The 20738-nt window shown below is 46.9% G+C and carries 19 protein-coding genes and 1 tRNA gene; 6 read left to right on the top strand and 14 right to left on the bottom strand.

Annotated features, from left to right (window positions below; genetic code table 11):
• Positions 1–3: 3 nt before the first annotated feature.
• Complete coding sequence (locus C2745_RS05430) at positions 4–540, top strand: RDD family protein (RefSeq protein ID WP_215383372.1); 537 nt, start codon at positions 4–6, stop codon at positions 538–540.
• Here the strand turns inward: C2745_RS05430 and C2745_RS05435 are convergent.
• From C2745_RS05435 to C2745_RS05470, 8 genes are all read right to left on the bottom strand, one after another.
• On the bottom strand, positions 523–2880 hold the full coding sequence (locus C2745_RS05435; RefSeq protein WP_251368293.1) for an ABC transporter permease: 2358 nt from the start codon (positions 2878–2880) through the stop codon (positions 523–525). The two genes, C2745_RS05430 and C2745_RS05435, sit on opposite strands and share 18 nt — an antisense overlap.
• Before the next feature lie 128 nt (positions 2881–3008).
• Positions 3009–3794 (bottom strand): SDR family oxidoreductase, encoded by a 786-nt coding sequence (locus C2745_RS05440; RefSeq protein WP_215383374.1) that lies wholly within the window; start codon positions 3792–3794, stop codon positions 3009–3011.
• Between the two features lie 31 nt (positions 3795–3825).
• Positions 3826–4824, bottom strand: a complete 999-nt coding sequence (locus C2745_RS05445; protein WP_251368294.1) for a tripartite tricarboxylate transporter substrate binding protein BugE — start codon at positions 4822–4824, stop codon at positions 3826–3828.
• A complete protein-coding gene (locus tag C2745_RS05450; RefSeq protein WP_215383375.1) occupies positions 4825–5454 on the bottom strand; it encodes a membrane integrity-associated transporter subunit PqiC in 630 nt (209 codons plus the stop codon).
• Positions 5451–6383 carry an MlaD family protein gene (locus C2745_RS05455; RefSeq protein WP_215383376.1) on the bottom strand — a complete coding sequence of 311 codons (933 nt, stop codon included), beginning with the start codon at positions 6381–6383 and terminating at the stop codon, positions 5451–5453. Before C2745_RS05455 ends, C2745_RS05450 begins: the two co-directional genes overlap by 4 nt.
• On the bottom strand, positions 6380–7165 hold the full coding sequence (locus tag C2745_RS05460) for an ABC transporter ATP-binding protein (protein WP_215383377.1): 786 nt from the start codon (positions 7163–7165) through the stop codon (positions 6380–6382). Before C2745_RS05460 ends, C2745_RS05455 begins: the two co-directional genes overlap by 4 nt.
• On the bottom strand, positions 7165–8337 hold the full coding sequence (locus C2745_RS05465) for an ABC transporter permease (protein ID WP_215383378.1): 1173 nt from the start codon (positions 8335–8337) through the stop codon (positions 7165–7167). Before C2745_RS05465 ends, C2745_RS05460 begins: the two co-directional genes overlap by 1 nt.
• Before the next feature lie 89 nt (positions 8338–8426).
• Positions 8427–8503 (bottom strand) — tRNA-Arg (locus C2745_RS05470).
• A gap of 18 nt (positions 8504–8521) precedes the next feature.
• Here C2745_RS05470 and greB point away from each other — a divergent pair.
• Positions 8522–9022 carry a transcription elongation factor GreB gene (gene greB, locus C2745_RS05475; RefSeq protein WP_215383379.1) on the top strand — a complete coding sequence of 167 codons (501 nt, stop codon included), beginning with the start codon at positions 8522–8524 and terminating at the stop codon, positions 9020–9022.
• Between the two features lie 34 nt (positions 9023–9056).
• Here the strand turns inward: greB and C2745_RS05480 are convergent, their stop codons facing one another.
• The 4 genes from C2745_RS05480 to C2745_RS05495 are packed head-to-tail and all read right to left on the bottom strand — an operon-like array spanning position 9057 to position 13295.
• Entirely contained in the window at positions 9057–11447 is a 2391-nt protein-coding gene (locus tag C2745_RS05480; RefSeq protein WP_215383380.1) for a bifunctional (p)ppGpp synthetase/guanosine-3',5'-bis(diphosphate) 3'-pyrophosphohydrolase, read from the bottom strand.
• Between the two features lie 15 nt (positions 11448–11462).
• Positions 11463–11666, bottom strand: a complete 204-nt coding sequence (gene rpoZ, locus C2745_RS05485; protein ID WP_011902918.1) for a DNA-directed RNA polymerase subunit omega — start codon at positions 11664–11666, stop codon at positions 11463–11465.
• A 44-nt stretch (positions 11667–11710) separates the two neighbouring features.
• Complete coding sequence (gmk, locus tag C2745_RS05490; RefSeq protein ID WP_215383381.1) at positions 11711–12349, bottom strand: guanylate kinase; 639 nt, start codon at positions 12347–12349, stop codon at positions 11711–11713.
• Positions 12350–12365: 16 nt separating this feature from the next.
• Entirely contained in the window at positions 12366–13295 is a 930-nt protein-coding gene (locus C2745_RS05495) for a YicC/YloC family endoribonuclease (protein ID WP_215383382.1), read from the bottom strand.
• Between the two features lie 76 nt (positions 13296–13371).
• Here C2745_RS05495 and rph point away from each other — a divergent pair, with 76 nt between their 5' ends.
• From rph to C2745_RS05515, 4 genes are read left to right on the top strand one after another with little or no spacing between them, the layout of a single operon-like run.
• Positions 13372–14121 carry a ribonuclease PH gene (rph, locus tag C2745_RS05500; RefSeq protein ID WP_215383383.1) on the top strand — a complete coding sequence of 250 codons (750 nt, stop codon included), beginning with the start codon at positions 13372–13374 and terminating at the stop codon, positions 14119–14121.
• A gap of 12 nt (positions 14122–14133) precedes the next feature.
• Complete coding sequence (rdgB, locus tag C2745_RS05505; protein WP_215383384.1) at positions 14134–14724, top strand: RdgB/HAM1 family non-canonical purine NTP pyrophosphatase; 591 nt, start codon at positions 14134–14136, stop codon at positions 14722–14724.
• 11 nt (positions 14725–14735) lie between these two features.
• The gene (hemW, locus tag C2745_RS05510) at positions 14736–15923 is read left to right on the top strand and encodes a radical SAM family heme chaperone HemW (RefSeq protein ID WP_215383385.1); all 1188 of its coding nucleotides are present in this window, start codon (positions 14736–14738) and stop codon (positions 15921–15923) included.
• Between the two features lie 45 nt (positions 15924–15968).
• The gene (locus tag C2745_RS05515; RefSeq protein WP_251368295.1) at positions 15969–16979 is read left to right on the top strand and encodes a tripartite tricarboxylate transporter substrate binding protein; all 1011 of its coding nucleotides are present in this window, start codon (positions 15969–15971) and stop codon (positions 16977–16979) included.
• A 100-nt stretch (positions 16980–17079) separates the two neighbouring features.
• Here C2745_RS05515 and C2745_RS05520 read toward each other — a convergent pair whose 3' ends face one another.
• Complete coding sequence (locus C2745_RS05520; RefSeq protein WP_215383386.1) at positions 17080–19188, bottom strand: alkyl/aryl-sulfatase; 2109 nt, start codon at positions 19186–19188, stop codon at positions 17080–17082.
• 104 nt (positions 19189–19292) lie between these two features.
• Positions 19293–20738, bottom strand: a complete 1446-nt coding sequence (locus C2745_RS05525) for a sensor histidine kinase (protein WP_215383387.1) — start codon at positions 20736–20738, stop codon at positions 19293–19295.

Raw genomic sequence — 20738 nt, forward strand, 5'->3', positions numbered from 1 at the left:
TTCATGACGCCTGCTGAATTAGACATTCTGCCTTCACCTCAATTTTGGCGACGCGTTTCTTGCTCGCTCTACGAACAATTGGTTTTGTTGGGCGTGATCGCCTTTACCTTCCTTGTGCCCAACTTGGCTTTAGGAATTTTATTTGGCATCTCCCTGCCGAGCTGGCTTACCTTTATTTATCTCTACGCAGTACTAGGAATTTATTTTGTTTGGTATTGGACTAAATCCGGACAAACATTGGCAATGCAAACTTGGCGTGTACGTCTTATCGGTAAAAATGGGTACACAGTCAATCGTCGCCAAGCTATTTGGCGCTATGTATATGGCTCACTTTGGATTGCTCCCTGCGTTTTATTGCAATGGGCTTTTCATTTAGAAAAGTGGCAAATTATTGAAATGCTTTTCACGGTGGCATTGTTTTTTTGGCCACTGAGTATTTACCTTGATCGCACAGCACCTCTGTTTCGTCAGAGCCTTGCAGACCGACTGGCCGGCACCCGCCTCGTAGAACTCCCTAAGAACCTAGTAACTCTCTCTTAAGCATTCGATTGCAGTAGCACTCTGAATTCTTTTCTGGGATCGATATCCAGCCGCTAGACTTGCAGCAACGCCAAAGAGCACACCCATCATCAAGGCTTGGCCAAAGGCATTGAACTCAATTTCCATGACGTAACGCCCTAGCAGCCAAGCAGCCAGCCCTGATGCTAAGCCTGCCAGCGTCCCCGATATCAAACCCACCACTAGCAACTCAAAGCGAGAGATACTTGCCAGCACAGCTCGTGAAGCACCAACCGCTTTTAGCAATGCAGCATTTCGATAGCGCTGATCTTGAGTTGCCGTCATAGCTGCCATCAGAACCAAGATTGCGGCTGATAGGGTTAGGCCAAACAACAGGCCTAAGGCAGAAGATAATTTATTCAGCACATCCTGTATTTGGCCCAAAGAAGCAGAAACATCCACCACCGTTAAGTTTGGATAGTCCTGGCTAAGTTGAAAATCCAAAGAGCCCACGCTTGGAGCTTGATAGTAGGAGGTGATCCACGATTGCGGCAATCCACTCAGTTGAGCAGGCGGCATGATGACAAAGAAGTTCACTCGCATTGAACCCCAATCCAATTTACGCAATGAAGTAATAGGTGCAGTGATCGATTCGCCTGCCACCTCAAAAGTTAGCGTATCGCCCAGCTTGAGCTTCAAGGTTTTGGCGATTCCCGTTTCCATGGAAATTTGTGGTGCATCACCCTTAATCCACTCACCAGCAAGCAGGCGATTACCCGCTGGCAATTGATCCGTATAGGAGAGATTGAATTCTCTATCCACTAAACGGCGGGCATTTTCTTCGACAAAATCGTTTGGCAAAACGTCACGCTCATTAATGGCGGTAAGGCGGCCGCGAACCATGGGATAAAAAGTAGGCGTTGAAACTCCAGCATCCTCTAGAGTCTTCAAGATTTTCTGCTTTTGATCACCTTGGACATTAATCATGAAGCGATTGGGGCTATCAACAGGAATACTTCCTTGCCAGGTACTCAACAAGTCCTGACGCAACAACAAAATGATCACCAAAGCCATCAAAGCAATTCCTAAGGCCGTAATTTGCATAACGGCATAACCGGATTGTCTAGCTTGAGCAATGATGGCAAAGCGAATAGCAAAGTTACTAGTACGCCAACGTGAAAGCAACAACAAACAAACCCAAGCAGTAGATGCAAATAGGACTATGGCCCCACTAAAACTTAAACCAGTCCAAAGTGCCAACTTCCAGTCACGAGCAGCAATGCCAATTAATGCCGCACAGGTAATAAAAGCCACTAATACCAACCAAACTTCTGCAGTTTGAAAAGAGGCGAATTCCTTACGAATAAGGCGGATAGGCGAAACCTTAATTAAACCCAATAAAGAAGGTCCTGCAAAGCCTAGCAACAGAGTCCATGCAAAGAGAACGCTCCACAATGCAGGCGCAGGTGAAATCATGGGTAAGTTAGCGATTAGCAAACCACCTAAGAGCACTATCAATAGATGTTGAACTAAGTAGCCCAATAGCAATCCAAAGATAGCCGACATCACACCGATGCAAAGCAATGTTTGCAACTGTCTTTTCAGTATCTCGAATTGAGTTGCACCAAAACATTTCAGTGCTGCGCAGGCATCTGCCTGCTTATAGGTATAGCGGCGTGCACATAAGGCAATAGCAACGGCTGCCACTATGGCTGTTAATAAAGAAAGTAAGGATAAGAATCGCTCAGCCCGCTCTAAAGTCTTGCGCATGATGGGTTGAGCATTCTCCAAAGTCTCAATGCGAATGCCGCGCAGATGCTCGGAGTCAATAAACTGAGTGGCCCAGCTTTGATAGGACGCAATCAGATCATCCGACCCAGCCAGAAGAAGTCGGTAAGTCACCCTACTTCCTAGTCCGATTAAACCTGTAGCCGGCAAATCCTCTAAGGACATCATTGCGCGTGGGGCAAAGTTCATAAAGCCAGCACCGCGATCGGTTTCTCGCTCTAAAACTCCAGCAATTACAAATTGTTTTTGACCTAGCTTGATGGTGTCGCCAAGTTTTGCTCGCAAACTTGATAGCAAAGCTGGATCAACCCAAACAGTACCCGCCTCTGGTGAGCTTATTTGCCGCGAGCTATTGGGCTGTAAAGTTACTTGTAGCGACCCACGCAAAGGATATAAAGAGCTAACTGCTTTAAGAGAAGTCAACTTGCTTTGAGATCCTGCAGTTGCCATGCTTGGAAAGACCACGGTTTGCGCAAGCGCAAGTTGCTTAGTCTTTGCCTCGCTAAGGAAGCGCTCAGGTAAAGGTTGGTCTGATGCAATCAGTAAGTCAGAGGCAAGCAATTGCCGCGCATCAAATTCAAACGCGCGTTGCATGCGATCAGCTAAAAAGCTAACCCCACTTAACGCAGTCACCGAAAGCGTTAAGGCAACCAATAGCCAGACCAGCTCCTTTGAGCGAAGGTCTTGGCTAAGGCTCCGTAAGAGCCTCGCGAAGAAGGAAATCAAATTGCCTGAATCTGGCCGCCATCAACACGCATGACGGTGCCAGTGATGAATGAAGCATTTTGGCTCGCCAAAAAGGCGGCAGCATCACCATACTCGACGGGATCTCCATAACGGCCCATCGGGATTTGATTGATTGATGCTTTTACGACGGCTTCATAACTGCTGTTTTCACGTTTTGCTTTTGCTTCATCGAGTTGACGCAGGCGATCCGTGGAAATTCTGCCAGGCATGATGATGTTGACCGTAACGCCATCAGCAGCAACTTCCGCTGCCAAGGTTTTAGACCAGGCTAGCAAGGCAGCACGCAAGGTATTGGATATCGCTAGATTTTTAATTGGGGCAATTGCGCCAGAGGTGGTACTCGTGATCACGCGACCCCACTTGCGCTCTCTCATGCCTGGGAGAACGCGATCAGTAATCGCAATAAGCGATAGAACCATGTCATTGAAAGATTTCTGCCATAAAGCAGGGTCTTGGCCAGCCGCAGGTGTTGGTGGAGGACCGCCGGTATTGTTAATCAGAATATCGACCGGACCTAATTCTTTTTCCACTTTGGAAACGAGGCCGTCAATTACGGAGGCGTCAGAAAGATCCCAGTTCAGAGCCAACGCTTTACCGCCAGCAGCCTCAATCAATTCAACTGACTTTTGCAGTCCCTCAGCACTGCGTCCAGTAACAGCTACCTTCACACCTTCACGCGCCAAAGAAACGGCCATAGCCTGGCCTAAGCCGCGACTAGACGCAATAACCAATGCAACCTTACCTCGAATACCTAAATCCATACTGCCTCCAAACGACTATTTATAGTTTTTATTAATCTAACTGCAATTTTTGTTTTGCAACAACTTCTTTATAAACGGTGTATTCCGCTTTAATTTCTTTTGCAAAAGCGTCTGGGCCATTCACGTTGATGATTGAACCAGTATCTTCAATCCGCTTTTTCACCGCAGGATCTGTAACCACCTTTTGTAATGCCGCATAGTATTTATCAACAATATCTTTAGGCATTCCAGCAGGGCCCAAGAAGCCGTAATAAGCCATGCGGTTTACTGGTGCTAAACCCACTTCAGCAAATGTCGGAACATTGGGAAGCTGAGCTAACCGTTTAGGCGCCGCAATCACAATCGGCACAAGCTTGCCATCCTTGATGAAAGGCAAAGATGAAGGCAGATTGTCAAAAATCATAGAAACTTGACCGCCTACGGTATCGGCTAGCGCTGGCCCTGCTCCACGGTAAGGAATGTGAACAATAAAAACGCCAGTTAGGCTCTTAAACAATTCTGTTTGCAAATGACCGATGCCGCCAGTGCCAGAACTTGAATAGGAGTACTTACCTGGATTAGCTTTCAGCACTTCCATGAAGGCCTTAAAGTCTTTTGCCGGAAAAGATGGATTCACAGCAATGATGTTCGGAGTAGCAGCAATATTGCTGATGGGCGTGAAATCGGTAATAGGGTCGTAACCAATCTTTGGATTGATCGCAGGATTAGCTGCTGTTGTTGATACGGTAGCCATACCAATCGTATAGCCATCCTTAGGGGCTCTCATGACTTCAAGCGCACCAACAGAACCACCGCCACCCGCTTTGTTCTCAACAATGACTGGCTGGCCTAATTGACGACCTAAAGCGTCACCAACGGCGCGAGCAATGATATCGGTACTGCCGCCAGGCGCAAATGGAACCACCAGACGAATAGGCTTAGTAGGAAAGCTTTGCGCATGCACCAAACCAAAGGCACCAACAGCAAAAGAGGTAAGCAATAATTGCGCGAACTTAAGCGGCATAGTTTTACGAATAGAAAATTTAGTCATTTACTGTCCTAAAGGCGTTGGTAAGTTTGCGGAATACTTGTAAAGCCGCTCTTCATACTCTTTAAAGATTTCTGCAAGCGCTTGTTGTTGACCCAAAACGAGGGCCTCAGGGGTATTGTCTTTGAGCACTACGCGCTTGGTATAGCGATTTGCACCAAGTAAGGGATTCCCTTTTTTACCGCCATGCTCTACCGTTAAGAAAAATTCGATGCTCACAACAGCTTCTGGTCTAACGCGATAGTCGCCATAAAACTCGTTCACAGTTGCCTGCACAGTGTAGTAAGGGAAGAAGCTATTTCCCTGCCCTACTGCAGCCGCAAAAATATTCGCCTTATTCAGCCATTGGCGTTCAGCATTGCCGATCATCTCGGCTGGAATAGTTGCGTAAACATTGTAAAAATCCTTCTCGTAACGCTGATCACTCAAGCGATAGACCAAAGACTTTCCATCAAATGGTGGCGCAACAGACACTGAGCCCACCTTTAACCAAAATTGCGTGCGAGCCTGCCTAGGTTCGCCAGTTCTGTCCGGAGAAACCATCCAACTTGTGGGGGTCACTGGGGAGCGGGTTGGCAATGAACATGCGCTCAGAACAAAAATAGCAGCAAGCAATAGGAAACGTTTAATCATTTTTGGGCTCCCGCTTGTCCTTGTGTGCCATTCATGGGCAAGGTGATTTTTTGTGGTGGCTCACCCCAAATCAGGCTTGAAGGTGATTGGCTAGCAATTCTTGAGAATTCATTAAGCTGCTCGCTAGTCTGCTTCAGATTTTCCATCGTCAAATGCGTATCACCCTGGATGCTGGTTACGGTTTGACGCAATGCGACCATCGTACCGACTAATTCGCGCATCAAAATATTCAACTCATCTTTATCGGTGACTTTGGCTATGCGCTCGAGAATGACATTCATCTCCTTAACGGAGCGCACTAAGCCTTGATTGTCTTTACCATCGCCAGCCATTAATGTATTGAGGTTACCCAATAACGCATCAAATTTCTGTTGCGTACCGCTGATGTTGAGTTGATTCATTCCGTCAATCAACTTTTGGACACCCTCAATAATTTGGTCGGCTTGATTAGGTAAAGAAGGAATGACAGGGTATTTGGGCTTCCATTCGTATGGCAATGGCGTATAGGTATTAGCAGTTGGAGTGAAGTTAAATTCAATATAGTTCACACCAGTAATGCCCTGAGATTTAACTTGGGCTCGCAAATTGTTTTTAACAAACTCTTTAATGAGATCTTCGTTAACTGTTTCGCCAACAATCTGCATCCGTACTACAACATATTGACGGCGCTCCTGAAATGGCACGTCATCTTCGTAGATGTCGCCTGATAGCCCAATCATGGTTACTTGACCAATCTTTACACCCCTGAACCTGACCGCAGCGCCAGTATCTAGGCCCGTCACAGACTGCTTAATGTAGGTTTCCACCATGAACGATTTTTTGAATAATTGACCCGAGCCAAAAATTAATATCACGGCAATCAAAACACCGATTGCTGCGAGCACAAAAACGCCTAAGCGAAAATAATTAGGATTGGAATTATTACTCATGCTGCGTCCCTAGTCGTAATGCGATTAAAGAATTGATGCACGCGTGGATCGGTGCAGGTATCACGTAATACTTTTGGATCACCTTCGGCAATGATGCCCTTAGCAGTTTTATCTAGCATGATGACCTTGTCGGCAATGGCATAAATGCTTGCCAATTCGTGCGAAACAATTACAAAGGTAATTCCCAGGTTTTTAGACAAATCCATAATGGTTTGATCTAAGTCTGCCGATGTAATAGGGTCAAGACCGGCAGATGGCTCATCCAAGAAGAGAATCTTCGGATCAAGCGCCATTGCTCTAGCAATCGCTGCCCGCTTTTGCATACCGCCGCTGATCTCACTGGGCATGTAAGTCTCATACGGCAACAAGCCCACTAAATCTAATTTGCAGCGAGCCAAGAGATCCATTTGGTTTTGCGTTAGCTGGGTGTACTCCTGCATAAACAAGGTGACGTTGTCGAGAAGATTCATCGAACCGAATAAGGCGCCCTGCTGGTACATCACTCCAAAGCTGGTCATAATCTTTTGACGCTCAGCTCCTACAGCACTAGTAATGTTTTGACCTTCAATCAACACATCACCGGATAAGGGTTGATATAAACCAAAGAGGTTTTTGAGTAGGCTAGATTTGCCACAGCCAGATCCGCCCAAAATGACAAAGATCTCGCTGTTATTCACTGTGAAGTTGAGATCCTTCATCAGTACATTGGATCCATACCCTACGGTAAGATTTTTTACATCAATGGCGCATGCGCTTGCTGGAGTGGTAACTGGTGTATTCATCAGAAACCCGTCTTGTAGGAAATAACGGCGAAGATGCCATCAACAATCACAATCATCACAATACTGCTAACCACAGCACGCGTTGCAGAGATACCTACGGCAGCTGCCCCGGTTCCTGTCTGCATACCCCTCAAGCATCCCATTGCCGAGACAACGACGCCAAACATCGTTGCCTTAACCAAGCCGGAAAGCACGTCTTCCACATCAACTGCACTAATCATGCCGTTGTAAAAGTTAATAAATGGAATGCCGTAAATTAACATCGTGAACATCGATGCGATGACGCTCACAATATCTGCAAAGAGAGTCAAGATAGGCGCAACCAAAATGCCAGCCAATACTCTTGGTACCACCAAGAATCGAATCGGACTAAGGCCGCCGGTTACCAATGCATCCACCTCACTGTTGACAGTCATCGTGCCAATCTCCGCAGCAAACGCGGCGGATGAACGGCCAGCCAATAAGATGGCGGTAATTAAAGGGCCCATCTCACGAACAATCCCAAGCGCTGCCAGGGGGCCTACAAAGGTGGTTGCCCCAAACTGCTTCATGCCGATAGCCGCCTGAAAGGACAGAATCACACCGATCAAAAAGGAAACCAAGCCAATGATTGGTAAGGCTGCAATGCCCGCCTCTACTGCGGCATTCACAAAATCACCCCAACGCACTTGTTTAATGTGACGAATAGACCAAACTAAGTCTGCTGCTAGATGCCCCGTAAATGTGATTAAGCCTTTTGCATCATCTAATAGATTTTGCGTAGCCATACCAGTGCTGACCACGAAACTTCTTTTGGGCTTTTCTACTGGAGCCGGAAATAAATTTGCAATCGGATCAAATTCTTTAAGCAATGGCTGATAGCGCGTATCAAGACCCTGCACTTCAAATTTAGCGCCAGCCTTTTGCTGCGCCTCTTGAATACCAATCAAAAATGCAATGCCGGCACCATCTAAGGAAGCAACTTGTGATGCATCAAAAACTAAGGATTTACTTTTTGCGTCGCCTTGCTTTAACCAGGCATCTTGCGATTCACGAATGTGAGACCACGTGCCACCCAATGAATAGACATTTACGGTCCCGCTCAGAGTCACTTTTGCAGTTGCGTTGTCTGGTTGGGACCAAACCGCAACCGGGGACTCGGAAACAGGGGAAATGGCTGTAGAAATGCTCATAGACAAACTATAAGGGATCTGTGTGAAAGATATAAAAAACGCCAAAAAAAGAAAAAGGGCCTAGTTTTTCAACTAGGCCCTGTATGAGATGGTGCGGCTGGCAGGAATTGAACCCACGACCCCTTGGTTCGTAGCCAAGTACTCTATCCAGCTGAGCTACAGCCGCAACAGCCATAATTATGCCATGGAAGAGAAGAACTACATCACACCCGCTGGTCACGAACGCATCAAAAGTGAGCTCCTACAGCTCCTAAACCTTGATCGGCCCGAGGTTGTAAAGGTGGTTCACTGGGCAGCCAGCAACGGCGACCGCTCTGAAAATGGTGACTATATCTATGGAAAAAAGCGCCTTCGGGAGATAGACCGGCGGATTCGCTTCCTCAATAAACGCCTGGAATTTGCTGTGGTTGTCGATAATTCAGCCCGAAAATCCGGGGAATCCGATGCTGACCAGGTCTTCTTTGGGGCTACAGTTACCTACTCCCCGCTAGACGGTCCAGAGAGCGGAAAAGAGACTGGCATCACCATTGTTGGCGTGGATGAGGTCGATCTCGATAAAGGGCATGTCAGTTGGGTTTCACCCATTGCCAAGGCGTTAATCAAAGCAAGAATTGGTGACTGCGTATTTATCCAAACGCCAACCGGCCCTTGTGAAATTGAAATCCTAGATGTTCAATATCTGTAGGGCCTTGGTGCTTTAGTTTGATTTTGGTTTGTTACTAGGTAGCTCTAGTACGGGTAACGCGCATCACATCTGGATTGGTACGCAGACTACGCATTACCTTAGAGAGATGCAAACGATCGTAGACCTGAATCGTAAATCGAATAGTGACTGAATCTTCTTTAAAACGGTCCTCCATCGACACATTCATGATGTTGGAGTCTGCGGAAGTGACGCTGCTAGCAACGCGTGCCAATACACCCTTACCCTGACGGGTATCGATTGCAAGATCTACCTCGAACTCGCGATTGACATCTTTGCCCCACTCGACCTCGACCCACTTGTCATTATCTTTAGAAAGCATACGCAAAGCGATTGGGCAATCATTAGTGTGAACCTGCAACCCCTCGCCCTTGCCTAGATAGCCGATGATGTTATCGCCAGGGATGGGATGACAGCAACTCTGAAAGTGGATGGAGTTCCCCTCGCGGCCATCCACCAGAATGGCTTGACGCTGATGGTGATTCATCTCCTGATTCGGAGCTACCCAATCAGCCGCACCAAGGCGCATTTGCTCTGAGCCGCCCTCATCGTCAATCAAAATCTTAAGACGAATTGCCAACTCTTGAGCTGAGCGACGACCTAAAGCAATATTGACGCAAGCTTCCTCGCGCGTTTTATCGCCCGTCCAATGCATCAGCTTTTCCCAAATCTCTGGGGTCAATAGCGCCGCATCAACACCTTGTTGGCGCAGGCCGTTGGCCAAGAGTCTTTCGCCTAATTGGAGGGACTCTGAATAATGCTTTGTTTTTAATGAGTGGCGTATTGAGGCGCGTGCTTTACCGGTGCGTACAAATGCCAACCAACCTGGATTCGGTTGTGAGCTAGCTGAGGTAATCACTTCAATAATGTCGCTGTTTTTTAACTCACTGCGTAATGGCAACTGCAAGCCATTAATTTTGACGGCGACACAGGTATTTCCGAGGTCACTATGAATGGAGTAAGCAAAGTCTAGAGCGGTAGCGCCTCTTGGTAGAGCGCGAATTTGTCCAGTTGGCGTAAACACATATACCGCATCCGGGAACAAATCAATCTTCACATGCTCCAAGAACTCCTGAGAGTCGCCGCTACTATCCTGAATATCAATCAAGGATTGCAACCACTGATGAGCGCGGTTTTGCACCTCACTCATATCAGGAGAGCCATCCTTATAAGCCCAGTGAGCCGCTACACCCGCCTCCGCGACCGCATGCATATCGGTTGTACGGATTTGAAACTCCACAGGAACGCCAGAAGGCCCCAACAAGGTGGTGTGCAATGACTGATAGCCATTGAGCTTAGGGATAGCAATGTAATCCTTAAACTTGCCAGGCATAGGTTTGTAAAGCGAATGCAATATGCCTAGAGCGCGATAGCACTCATCAATACTGCCGACCGTTACACGGAATGCATATACATCAAGCACCTGAGAAAAACTGAGATGCTTATTGCGCATTTTGGTGTAAATGCTGAATAAGGTCTTTTCACGCCCGCGCAAATCAACATCGAGATTGGCTTTTGCAAAAGCCATACGCGATGCTTGCAAAATCTTTTCGACCATCTCCTTGCGATTGCCACGCGCCCGTTTAACAGCGCCTTCGATAACCCGAAAACGCATGGGCATGGAATAGCGAAAGCTCAGATCTTGTAAGTCGCGATAAATAACGTTAAGGCCAAGACGATGGGCGATAGGCGCGTAAATCTCAATTGTTTCAGCAGCTACCCTACGGCGCTTGGCCATGGGTACAGCATCCAAGGTGCGCATATTGTGCGTGCGATCAGCCAGCTTGACCAAAATAACCCGCACGTCACGGGCCATTGCCATAAACATCTTGCGAAAGCTCTCAGCTTGCGCCTCTGCATGACTCTGAAACTCTAATTTATCAAGCTTAGTAAGGCCCTCAACGAGCTCAGCAACCTTGGTACCAAACTTCTCCACTAAATCGGCTTTGGTACAGCCGGTATCTTCAATCACGTCATGCAGCAATGCAGCCATGATCGATGGCGCATCAAGACGCCAAGTGGCGCAGAGCTCAGCCACCGCTACTGGATGGGTAATGTAAGGCTCACCACTATGGCGATACTGACCTAGATGTGCTGCATCTGAAAACTGAAAAGCTTTTTTAACTTGTGCAATTTCTTCTGGTTTGAGATAGCCCAGTTTAGAAATCAAACCTTCAATAGAAACAACTTGATGTTTTAAAGGTGTGCTCGGAGCCGAAGTTGGGCCGAACAAATGACGACTCGATTGCGCCAACAAAGACGCAATGATTGATTTTTTACCGCCTTGAGTATCTGAGTCTGATGGAGAGTCCAACAGATCTGCTTGGAGGTTTCCAAGCGAGGCCTCGGTGGACGAGACCCCTCCTGCTAATTCCGATGTTTTGGTTGTTCCTAAAGGGAGCTCCACACCGGAACTCCTAAATTACAAAGGAACTTTGGTCAACATGTCACGGTCAGTCACGCCAGCTGCAACTTCACGTAAGGCAACTACAGTGGCTTTGTCTCTTGACTCAACACGTGGAGAGTGACCTTGAACTAATTGGCGAGCGCGATAAGTCGCAGCCAAAACTAATTCAAAACGATTTGGGATGGTTTTAAGGCAATCTTCTACAGTAATACGGGCCATGCGGAACTCACTTAATTTAGCTTCAATACCTATAGGATAACTGATTAGACCCCGAGTCGCTTTAAAAGGGCTGGGTTTCTAGCCATACTGGGCCCTGAGCGCAGGCGGCTGGAGGCCAAAATATGCTTCAGGTCTACCAAGGCCTGATCAAAGGAGTCATTTACCACGATGTAATCAGCCTCATGGGCATGCAATAACTCTACATGGGCAGCCGCCAATCGGCGCTGAATCGTCGCCTCATCATCCTGACCACGTTTGCGTAGGCGCTCTTCTAAAGCCTCAATAGATGGCGGGAAAATAAAGATCCATTGCACCGCTGGAATAATTTTGCGTATTTGTTGTGCGCCCTGCCAATCGATCTCCAACATGACATCGCTACCTGCTTGCATTTGAGATTCGATCCAAGGTTTTGAAGTGCCATAAAAATGGCCGTGCACTTCTGCCCACTCCAAAAAGTGCCCTTGATCTCTTTCGCTAATAAACTCTTCTTTGCTAGCAAAGCGATAGTCCTTGCCATCTACTTCACCTGGCCTTGGCGCACGTGTAGTGGTGGATAAAGAAAGTTTGAGTCCAGCATCATCTTTTAGCAATGCATTCACCAGCGAAGATTTGCCTGCACCAGAAGGCGCAACAATCATCAACATGCTGCCTTGGTATGAGGGGGTCGAGATGGGGCTGGTCATTTGTAAATTGTACGGATTACTCTAAGTTTTGAACTTGTTCGCGCATCTGCTCAATTAATAGCTTGAGCTCAAGCGCTGCTTGAGTGCACTCTTCAGAAACAGATTTAGAGCTTAAGGTGTTAGCTTCACGATTGAGCTCTTGCATCAAAAAGTCTAAGCGCTTGCCTACAGGGCCTTTGCCAGCCAGTGCATTATCTACTGCCTGTAGGTGGGTTTTGAGGCGCGCAAATTCTTCGGCAACATCAATACGTACCGCATAGAGAACAACCTCTTGACGAATGCGCTCCATCAGTTCTGCGCCAGATTTAGCCTGCTCTTGTGCAGCCAACGCTTCCGATAAGCGCTCAGTCAGCTTTTCTTGATACTGGGCTACATAAACAGGCACTTTGGGTTCAATCGTTTTAACGATCTCCCGCATTTTGGTAGTGATATTGGTCAGAACGCCAATCAAGGCCTTGCCTTCTGCATGACGGCTTTCCATCAAAGCGCCCAAAGCAGCGCGACCGGCCTCTACCGTTGCGCTCATCCAGCCATCTTCTTCGCCTCTAGGCTCGGATACAACACCAGGCCAACGCAATACTTCTGCAATGCTGAGTTCTTGAGCCTTTGGAAAGGCATCCTGGGCCTTTTCTTGCAAGGTATAAAGTGCGTCTAAGCGGTCTTTATTAATTGCACCGAGGGCATGCGGATTACTCTTGGCGGCACCAGCAGCCCCGCTGTTTACGCGCCAAGCGGCCCGAAACTCAACTTTGCCTCGAGAAAGGCTTTGTGTAGCCATCTCACGCAAGGCAGGCTCCGCCCCTCGACACTCGTCCGGAAGACGAAAGCCCAAATCCAGAAAGCGGCTGTTAACAGCCCGACATTCCACCTGCAGATCAGCAACTACGCCCGCTCCTAGGGAGACTTGGCGAGAAGCGCTGCCATAACCAGTCATGCTCGATATCATATGGACATTGTAGATTCTTTATAGACGCATAGACCGAATTTCAAACCAATTGCAGCCCACCCTTAGGACTTGACCCATGAGCACCCAAACCAGCCCCTCTACAGCCAATATCAGCCGTCCCAGCGGTCGCAAACCGAAAGACTTAAGACCGGTCACTATTTCCAGGGCTTTTACCAAACATGCTGAAGGTTCTGTACTAATCGCGTTTGGCGATACCAAGGTGCTTTGTACGGCCAGTATTTTAGAAAAGGTTCCGCCACATAAAAAAGGCTCAGGTGAAGGTTGGGTTACCGCAGAGTACGGCATGCTCCCCCGCTCTACCCACACTCGAAGTGATCGCGAAGCAGCCCGCGGCAAACAATCTGGTCGCACACAAGAAATTCAGCGTCTCATTGGCCGCTCTATGCGCAGTGTTTTTGATCTGAAGATATTGGGTGAGCGCACTATTCATTTGGATTGCGACGTTTTGCAAGCAGACGGCGGTACTCGCACAGCCTCTATTACAGGCGCCTATGTTGCGGCAAGAGATGCAGTGAACCAATTACTCAAAAGTGGCACCCTAAAACAAGATCCAATTATTGATAGCGTTGCAGCAATTTCTGTTGGCATCTATCAAGGCACCCCTGTATTAGATTTAGATTATCCAGAAGACTCTTCTTGCGATACCGATATGAATGTTGTTATGACTGGCAAAGGCGGCATCATCGAAGTTCAAGGAACAGCAGAGGGCGCAGCCTTCTCTAGAGCAGAACTGAATGCCTTGATTGATCTTGCAGAGCAAGGCATTCATGAATTGACGCAGCTACAAATTGACGCATTTAAATAACCGATTCTATTGATGCAGAAAATTGTTCTCGCCTCCAACAATGCTGGCAAGCTGAAGGAATTTCAGGCGCTTTTAGCCCCACTGAATTTTCAGGTCATCACGCAAGGTGAATTAGGCATTCCGTCAGCCGAAGAGCCTCATTTAACTTTTGTAGAAAATGCCTTAGCCAAGGCACGTCACGCTAGCTCTGCTAGTGGCTTGCCCGCTCTGGCGGATGACTCCGGCATTTGCGCGCATGCCTTAGACGGAAAGCCAGGCGTGTTCTCTGCACGATTTGCAGGCGAGCCTGCAAACGATGGCGCAAATAATCAAAAGCTTGTTTCAGACTTAAATGGCCAAGCAGATCGGGGTGCGCATTATGTATGCGCCCTCGTTTTTGTAAACAGTGCAAATGATCCAGAGCCACTGATTGTGCAAACGCGCTGGCATGGGCAAATCATTACGGAGCCCAAAGGGTCTAATGGTTTTGGCTACGACCCGCACTTCTATATTCCCGAGCTCAATCTCACTGCGGCCGAACTGGATCCTGCGCAAAAGAATCTTATTAGCCATCGCGGCCAAGCTTTGCGAGAGCTTATTGTGCAATTGAAGTCACGCGCTTAAAGATTCTGATCGTGATTAACAGTAGCCCCAATACAGTCACGCTCACAGCGTTGCCGCCACTGGCCCTCTATATCCACTTCCCATGGTGTGAAAAGAAGTGTCCTTATTGTGATTTCAATTCTCATCAAATTAAAGATGGATTTGGTAAAGCGGGGTTTGATGAGCAGCGCTATATCAAAGCACTCATTACAGATTTAGAAACTGAGCTACCTAATATTTGGGGTCGGCATGTCCACAGTATTTTTATTGGCGGCGGTACACCAAGCCTACTTTCACCAGAGGGTATGGATGAATTACTTTCCGCCATTCGCGCCAGAGTGACTTTAGAGCCTGATGCTGAAATTACGATGGAGGCAAACCCAGGCTCTGTAGAGACAGATAAGCTTGTGGGCTTTGCAAAGGCAGGCATTAACCGAATCTCTTTGGGTATTCAGAGCTTTCAAGATGAACAACTTAAGGCGCTGGGTCGCATCCATAATGGCGCCGAAGCAAAACGTGCGATTGATATTGCCTTAAAACACTTTAAGTCGGTGAATTTGGACTTGATGTACGGCTTACCCAATCAAACTCTTGCAGCGGCTAAAGCCGATATAGAAATGGCGCTCTCCTTCAATACTCCACACCTGTCTTTTTATAACCTCACACTAGAACCCAATACGTACTTTGCCAGCTTTCCGCCCAAGCTACCAAATGACGATGAGATTGATGCCATCTTTGAGCAAAACTTAGCTTTACTTGAAAAAGCTGGATACAAACGTTATGAAGTTTCGGCGTATGCCAAAAAAGAACAAGAGTGCAAACACAATCTCAACTACTGGCGCTTCGGAGATTACATTGGCATTGGTGCTGGGGCGCATGGGAAGATTTCTTTCCCCGGAAAAATTACCCGCCAGGTGCGGGAGCGCCACCCAGAGACTTATATGCAGGCGATGGAAACTCAAGGCAATGCCTTAATAGAATCCAAAGAAATAAACGCGCAAGATCTCCCCTTTGAGTTCATGCTCAATACCTTGCGACTAACTGATGGTGTCGACACCCATACCTTTAGCGAGCGTACGGGCCTACCTTTAAGCGTTATTAGCAAAGGTCTTGCTGAAGCCAGTAAAAAGGGATTGCTGGATGAAAACCCCCTCAAACTCAAGGCAACTGATCAGGGTTTACGCTACCTCAATAATCTCCAAGAGATATTTCTCGGTTAAAGTAAACCGCTTAATAAATATAACAATCCGCCTCGGAGACAATTCATGATTCATCACGATTTAAAGAGCCTTATCCGCTCTCGCCTATTGGTTTGCATCGCCTTCGCAATAAGCTCCTTTTCGTTTTCACAAGCCGCTATTGCTCAAGCAAGCTGGCCAGACAAACCGATCAAACTCATCGTTGGCTTCCCCCCTGGCGGCGGCTCCGACGCTATTGCACGCGTCATTGCAATCAACCTCTCTCAAATGTGGGGCCAACAAGTTGTTATTGATAATCGCGGCGGTGCAGCTGGCACGATTGCGGCTGATCTTGTAGCCAAATCTGCTCCTGATGGCTATACATTGGGCCTAGCTCACGTCAATGCAATGTCCATCATTCCGGCTTTAGGACAAAAAATGCCCTATAACGCGAGCACAGACTTTACCCCCATCGTTCTATTAGGAATTACACCCAACATTCTGATTGCCAATGTCGATGCACCCGCTAAAAATGTAAAAGATCTTGTTGCCTACATGAAACAGAATCCAGGCAAGGTGACCTTTGGCTCTGCCGGCAATGGCAGCACACAACACCTGGCCTATGAACTCTTTATGCATATGGCTGGTACACAGGCCTTACATATCCCTTATAAAGGTAGTGGCCCTGTGTTAGTAGATCTGATGGCTGGTCACATCAACTACACCTTTGAAACCATGGGCGCAGCGACACCACACATTCAAAGCGGCAAAGTTATTCCAATGGCGCAGACCCGCACAAAACGTTCACCTGCTTACCCGAACGTACCAACCATGGAGCAATTGGGTTATGTTGGTTTTGAAGCTACCGCTTGGTACGGATTGATGGGCCCTGCTAAATTGGATCCAAAAATTGTGGACAAAATTAATGCTGACGTAAATACCGTTCTACGTAAACCTGAAATCCAAGCTAAATTGGCCGAGGTTGGCGCAGAAGACGGTGGCGGCACACCGGCAGCCTTTAGCAAATTCATCACCAAAGATCGCAATCAGTGGGCGAAGTTGGTGAAGGATGCAAAACTCCAGGTAGACCTCAATTAACTACTGAGCACTTGGTTTGCAGCACACAATAAAAAAGGACTTCTTCAAGTCCTTTTTTATTTCTTTCTCAACCTTCTTAATCAACCTTCTTAATCAACCCTTACTCTCCAGCAGTAATTGCCAATTCTTGGGCAGTAAACGGATCTTGTGGTTTTGTATTGACCGGTTTTGGTGTCTGCTTAGACTTAGTACCTGGCATTAACTCAAAATCTGGCTTAAATACAGTGAGCGCACTCTTGAGTTGGTCAAAAGCCTTGCGATCACCATCAAACTTCGCCTTACCCTCAGCCTGCAATTGCTCAAACGTTGTTTGACCGCCCATCACTCGCTCTAAATCACTGCGATTCAGAGTTATAGATAGCGTTGGATTCTTGGCTTGCTGACCCTTAATGTTAGTCAAAGCAGAGTTGCTCATCTCCACAATGAACTTTTCGCCGTTATCCGGTGTTGATAAGTTAATTGTGAAGTTCATACCGGCAGCCTTCTTGCTATCCAAGCTGATTCCCAATGAATTGAGCCATAACTCCGTGTTCATCGCTTTAATCATGTCAGGGCCATTTGATTTTGGCGATGCGCCTGTTGGCATACCGTGGCGTAGTTCATAGGCAGCACCCAAGAAGCTATTGCGCATACTGGGGCTTTCCTTTTGATAGCCAATTTGCTCAAAGATATCAGCCAGTAAGTCTTTAGCGGGAGTGTTGTCAGGCTGTGCGTAAACCAGCTTATTCACAATCTCCATTGCTTCGCGATACTTACCTTGTTTATAAAGGTCCCTACCCTTGGCGAGAATCTTTCCAGATCCACCCATCATCTCTACATATAAAGGGGCGGAATCTCTAGGCGATAACGGCGCCAAGGTTGCAGGGTTTGCATCCCAATAGCCAAGATAACGGTTAATGACGGCGCGACTGTTGTGCTCTTCTGAGCCGTGATAGCTATGAGCCGCCCATTGCTTCTTGAGGCTCTCTGGTTGCTTATAGACATTCTGAATCTCATTAATCGTGACGCCATTGTTAGCCAAATGCAAAACTTCGTTGTGTAAATGTGCATAACTATCTCTTTGGGTGCGCATTACTTCCTGAATGCGCTCATTACCCCAACGTGGCCAGCTATGCGAAGCAAACATGACTTCACTTTGCGTGCCATAACGATATAAAGCATTGTTGATGTTTTTAGACCAAGCGAGAGAGTCTCGCACCAAGGCGCCGCGCAAGGTATAGATATTGTGAATCGTCGCGGTAATATTTTCAGCAGCCCAAAATGCTTTAAATTGCGGGAAATAGGTATTCATCTCCGCAGGCGCTTCTGTACCAGGCGTGTTCTGGAACTCCATCTCCACGCCATCGACGTTCATAGTTTCGTATGGCTGAGTAATGTAAACGTTAGGCTCGATTAAACCTAGATTACCGGCTGCTGTATTTTTACCAATTGACTGGTCAACGTGACCAAATGGGCTGCGGGGCAATAAGACGCCATATTGAAAATACATGCGCCGGGTCATGGCATTGCCGGCATAGACGTTCTCAGCCACGGCATGATCCATAAAGCCAATAGGTGCAATGACTTTAACTTTGCCGCTTTTTACATCCGCTTCATCCACTACGCCGCGCACACCACCGAAGTGATCCCCATGTGAATGTGAATACACCACTGCAACCACTGGTCGCTTGCCTAATTTTTCATTTACAAGCTCAAGTGCTGCGCGTGCAGTTTCTTTGGCAGTCAATGGATCAAATACGATCCATCCAGAATTTGTTTTGATAAAGCTAATATTGGCCAAGTCAAAGCCACGAACTTGATAGATCTTTCCTGGCACCACTTCATAGAGGCCGTAGCCCATATTCAGAATGGCCTGACGTTGCAACGAAGGATGCACGCTATCAAAATCTTTACCTTGCAATAAGAACTCATAACTGCCCATATCCCAGGCAACGTTTCCAGCATCGGCCATGATGGTTTTATATGGAGGTGCAGCGATAAAGCCTTTTTTAGATTCCTCAAAATCGCGCTTATCTTCAAATGGCAATGTCTTGCGTAAACCATTCTGGAGCTCCACCGTAAAACTAGATGGCGCCTTACCCTTGGTATCAAAGTGTTTGCCCTGCATTGCGCCTGGATCAGCAATAACACCGCCCCCACCAGCAGCCATCAGAAGCCCGGAAGAAAGCAATGAAGCTGCCAATGCAATTTGAGTAAGCTTGATATTCATCTCAATATTCCTAAAAAAGTACTTAATACTTTGAATGATATGTTTGGATGCTTCAATGGCAATTAGCTTAAGAGCTAATAGATAGTTGCAACTGTAGATTAAAACTAGATTGCCTTAGATGCAATAGGAAGCTGAATGATGAACCTTGCGCCACTTGGCAGATTGGGTTCGTAATGAATCGTTCCACCATGGCGCATCACGATGTGCTTGCATAACCAAAGCCCTAAACCCATACCCTTCTTCTGACTATCAACTAAGAGTTCAAATAAATTGGCCTGAGCCTGAACAGGAACACCGTCGCCATTATCAGCAATCGACAATTCCACGCCGGACTCGGTGAAGCGCCCTTCAATCACAATTTCTTTAGCGGCCTGCTTAGAGGCTGCTAAAGCCTGGATAGCGTTATTGAGTAAATTCAACAGCACCTGCTGAATTTCGCTACGATTTGTTTGCACAACAAGGTTTGGCGGAAGTGATTGCCTTACTTTGATTTGCTTTGAAACAATCTCCGGCCTTGCAATACTCAGCACGTCATTAATTAAAAGACTTAAATCGACGTCGGCACTTTCAATGCGCTCGTCTGCAAAAACAGATCTTAGGGTGCGAATAATATTAGCTGCTCGCTCATTATCTGAAAGTAAGGTATTTAATATTTCTGCCTGGAGCTCGGGGTTCATCTGTCCATCAGTTAATTTCTTTTGCAAAAACTGAATATTTAAGCTGCTCGCCCCCAAGGGCTGATTTAATTCATGAGCAATAGAAGCTGACAAAGCCCCAGTGGCCGCCGTCTTGTTGGCCTTTAACAATGAATTAATCAAATTTTCGCGCTCTTGCAGTAGCGCCCTAATCTCTTGGTTCTCCGTTTTAGATTGAGCATTACTAACTGCTATACGCTCCGCCCAATAACCGCCGATAGCGATATAAGACAAGGTATTCATGACCAGCTGCGTAATCGTAAAGAGAATCAATATCTGAGGGATTTGCTCTACTTCACGTATGGCCAGTGAGGTAATAATGAGAATGGCCAGACGCCCCATTGCAAAAAACAACTCTCCAGTGCTGGCGAATTGCAAATACAGTAATTGCCGCGATGGAGAATTCTTTCGCTTTGTCTTTAATTCAATAATTTGCCAGGCATATAGGATGCTAGTAAGAATGCACATAAATGCAGTGCGAATTTCAAAATTGGAATGAATACGTAACAATTCAAAAGTAATTGCAAAAAGGATTGCGGAAGCTATAAAAATAATGGTGATCTTCTTAGAGATCTCTCGATTTAGAGACCCACAGAAGAGTCCTTGCAAAATGGCGGCAATATAAAAAAGCGAATTTGCAATTGTGAAATTAAATTCTGGTTTAGCAACGTCCGAAATGGTGACAATGCCCGCCCCAAAAATAATGAGCGCAAGAATGCTCGTTAACAGCGACCCCATCCAATAAGGACTAGGCCTAACGGATCCCTGGGAGCGGTAATAGTGATAAACACCCAGGAACAAGCCCGTCTGAATAATGGCCAGAATGAAAAAGTACAGGGCGATCAAGATCTTCAT

Source organism: Polynucleobacter sp. AP-Kolm-20A-A1 (genome assembly GCF_018688315.1).
Classification (GTDB): Bacteria; Pseudomonadota; Gammaproteobacteria; order Burkholderiales; family Burkholderiaceae; genus Polynucleobacter.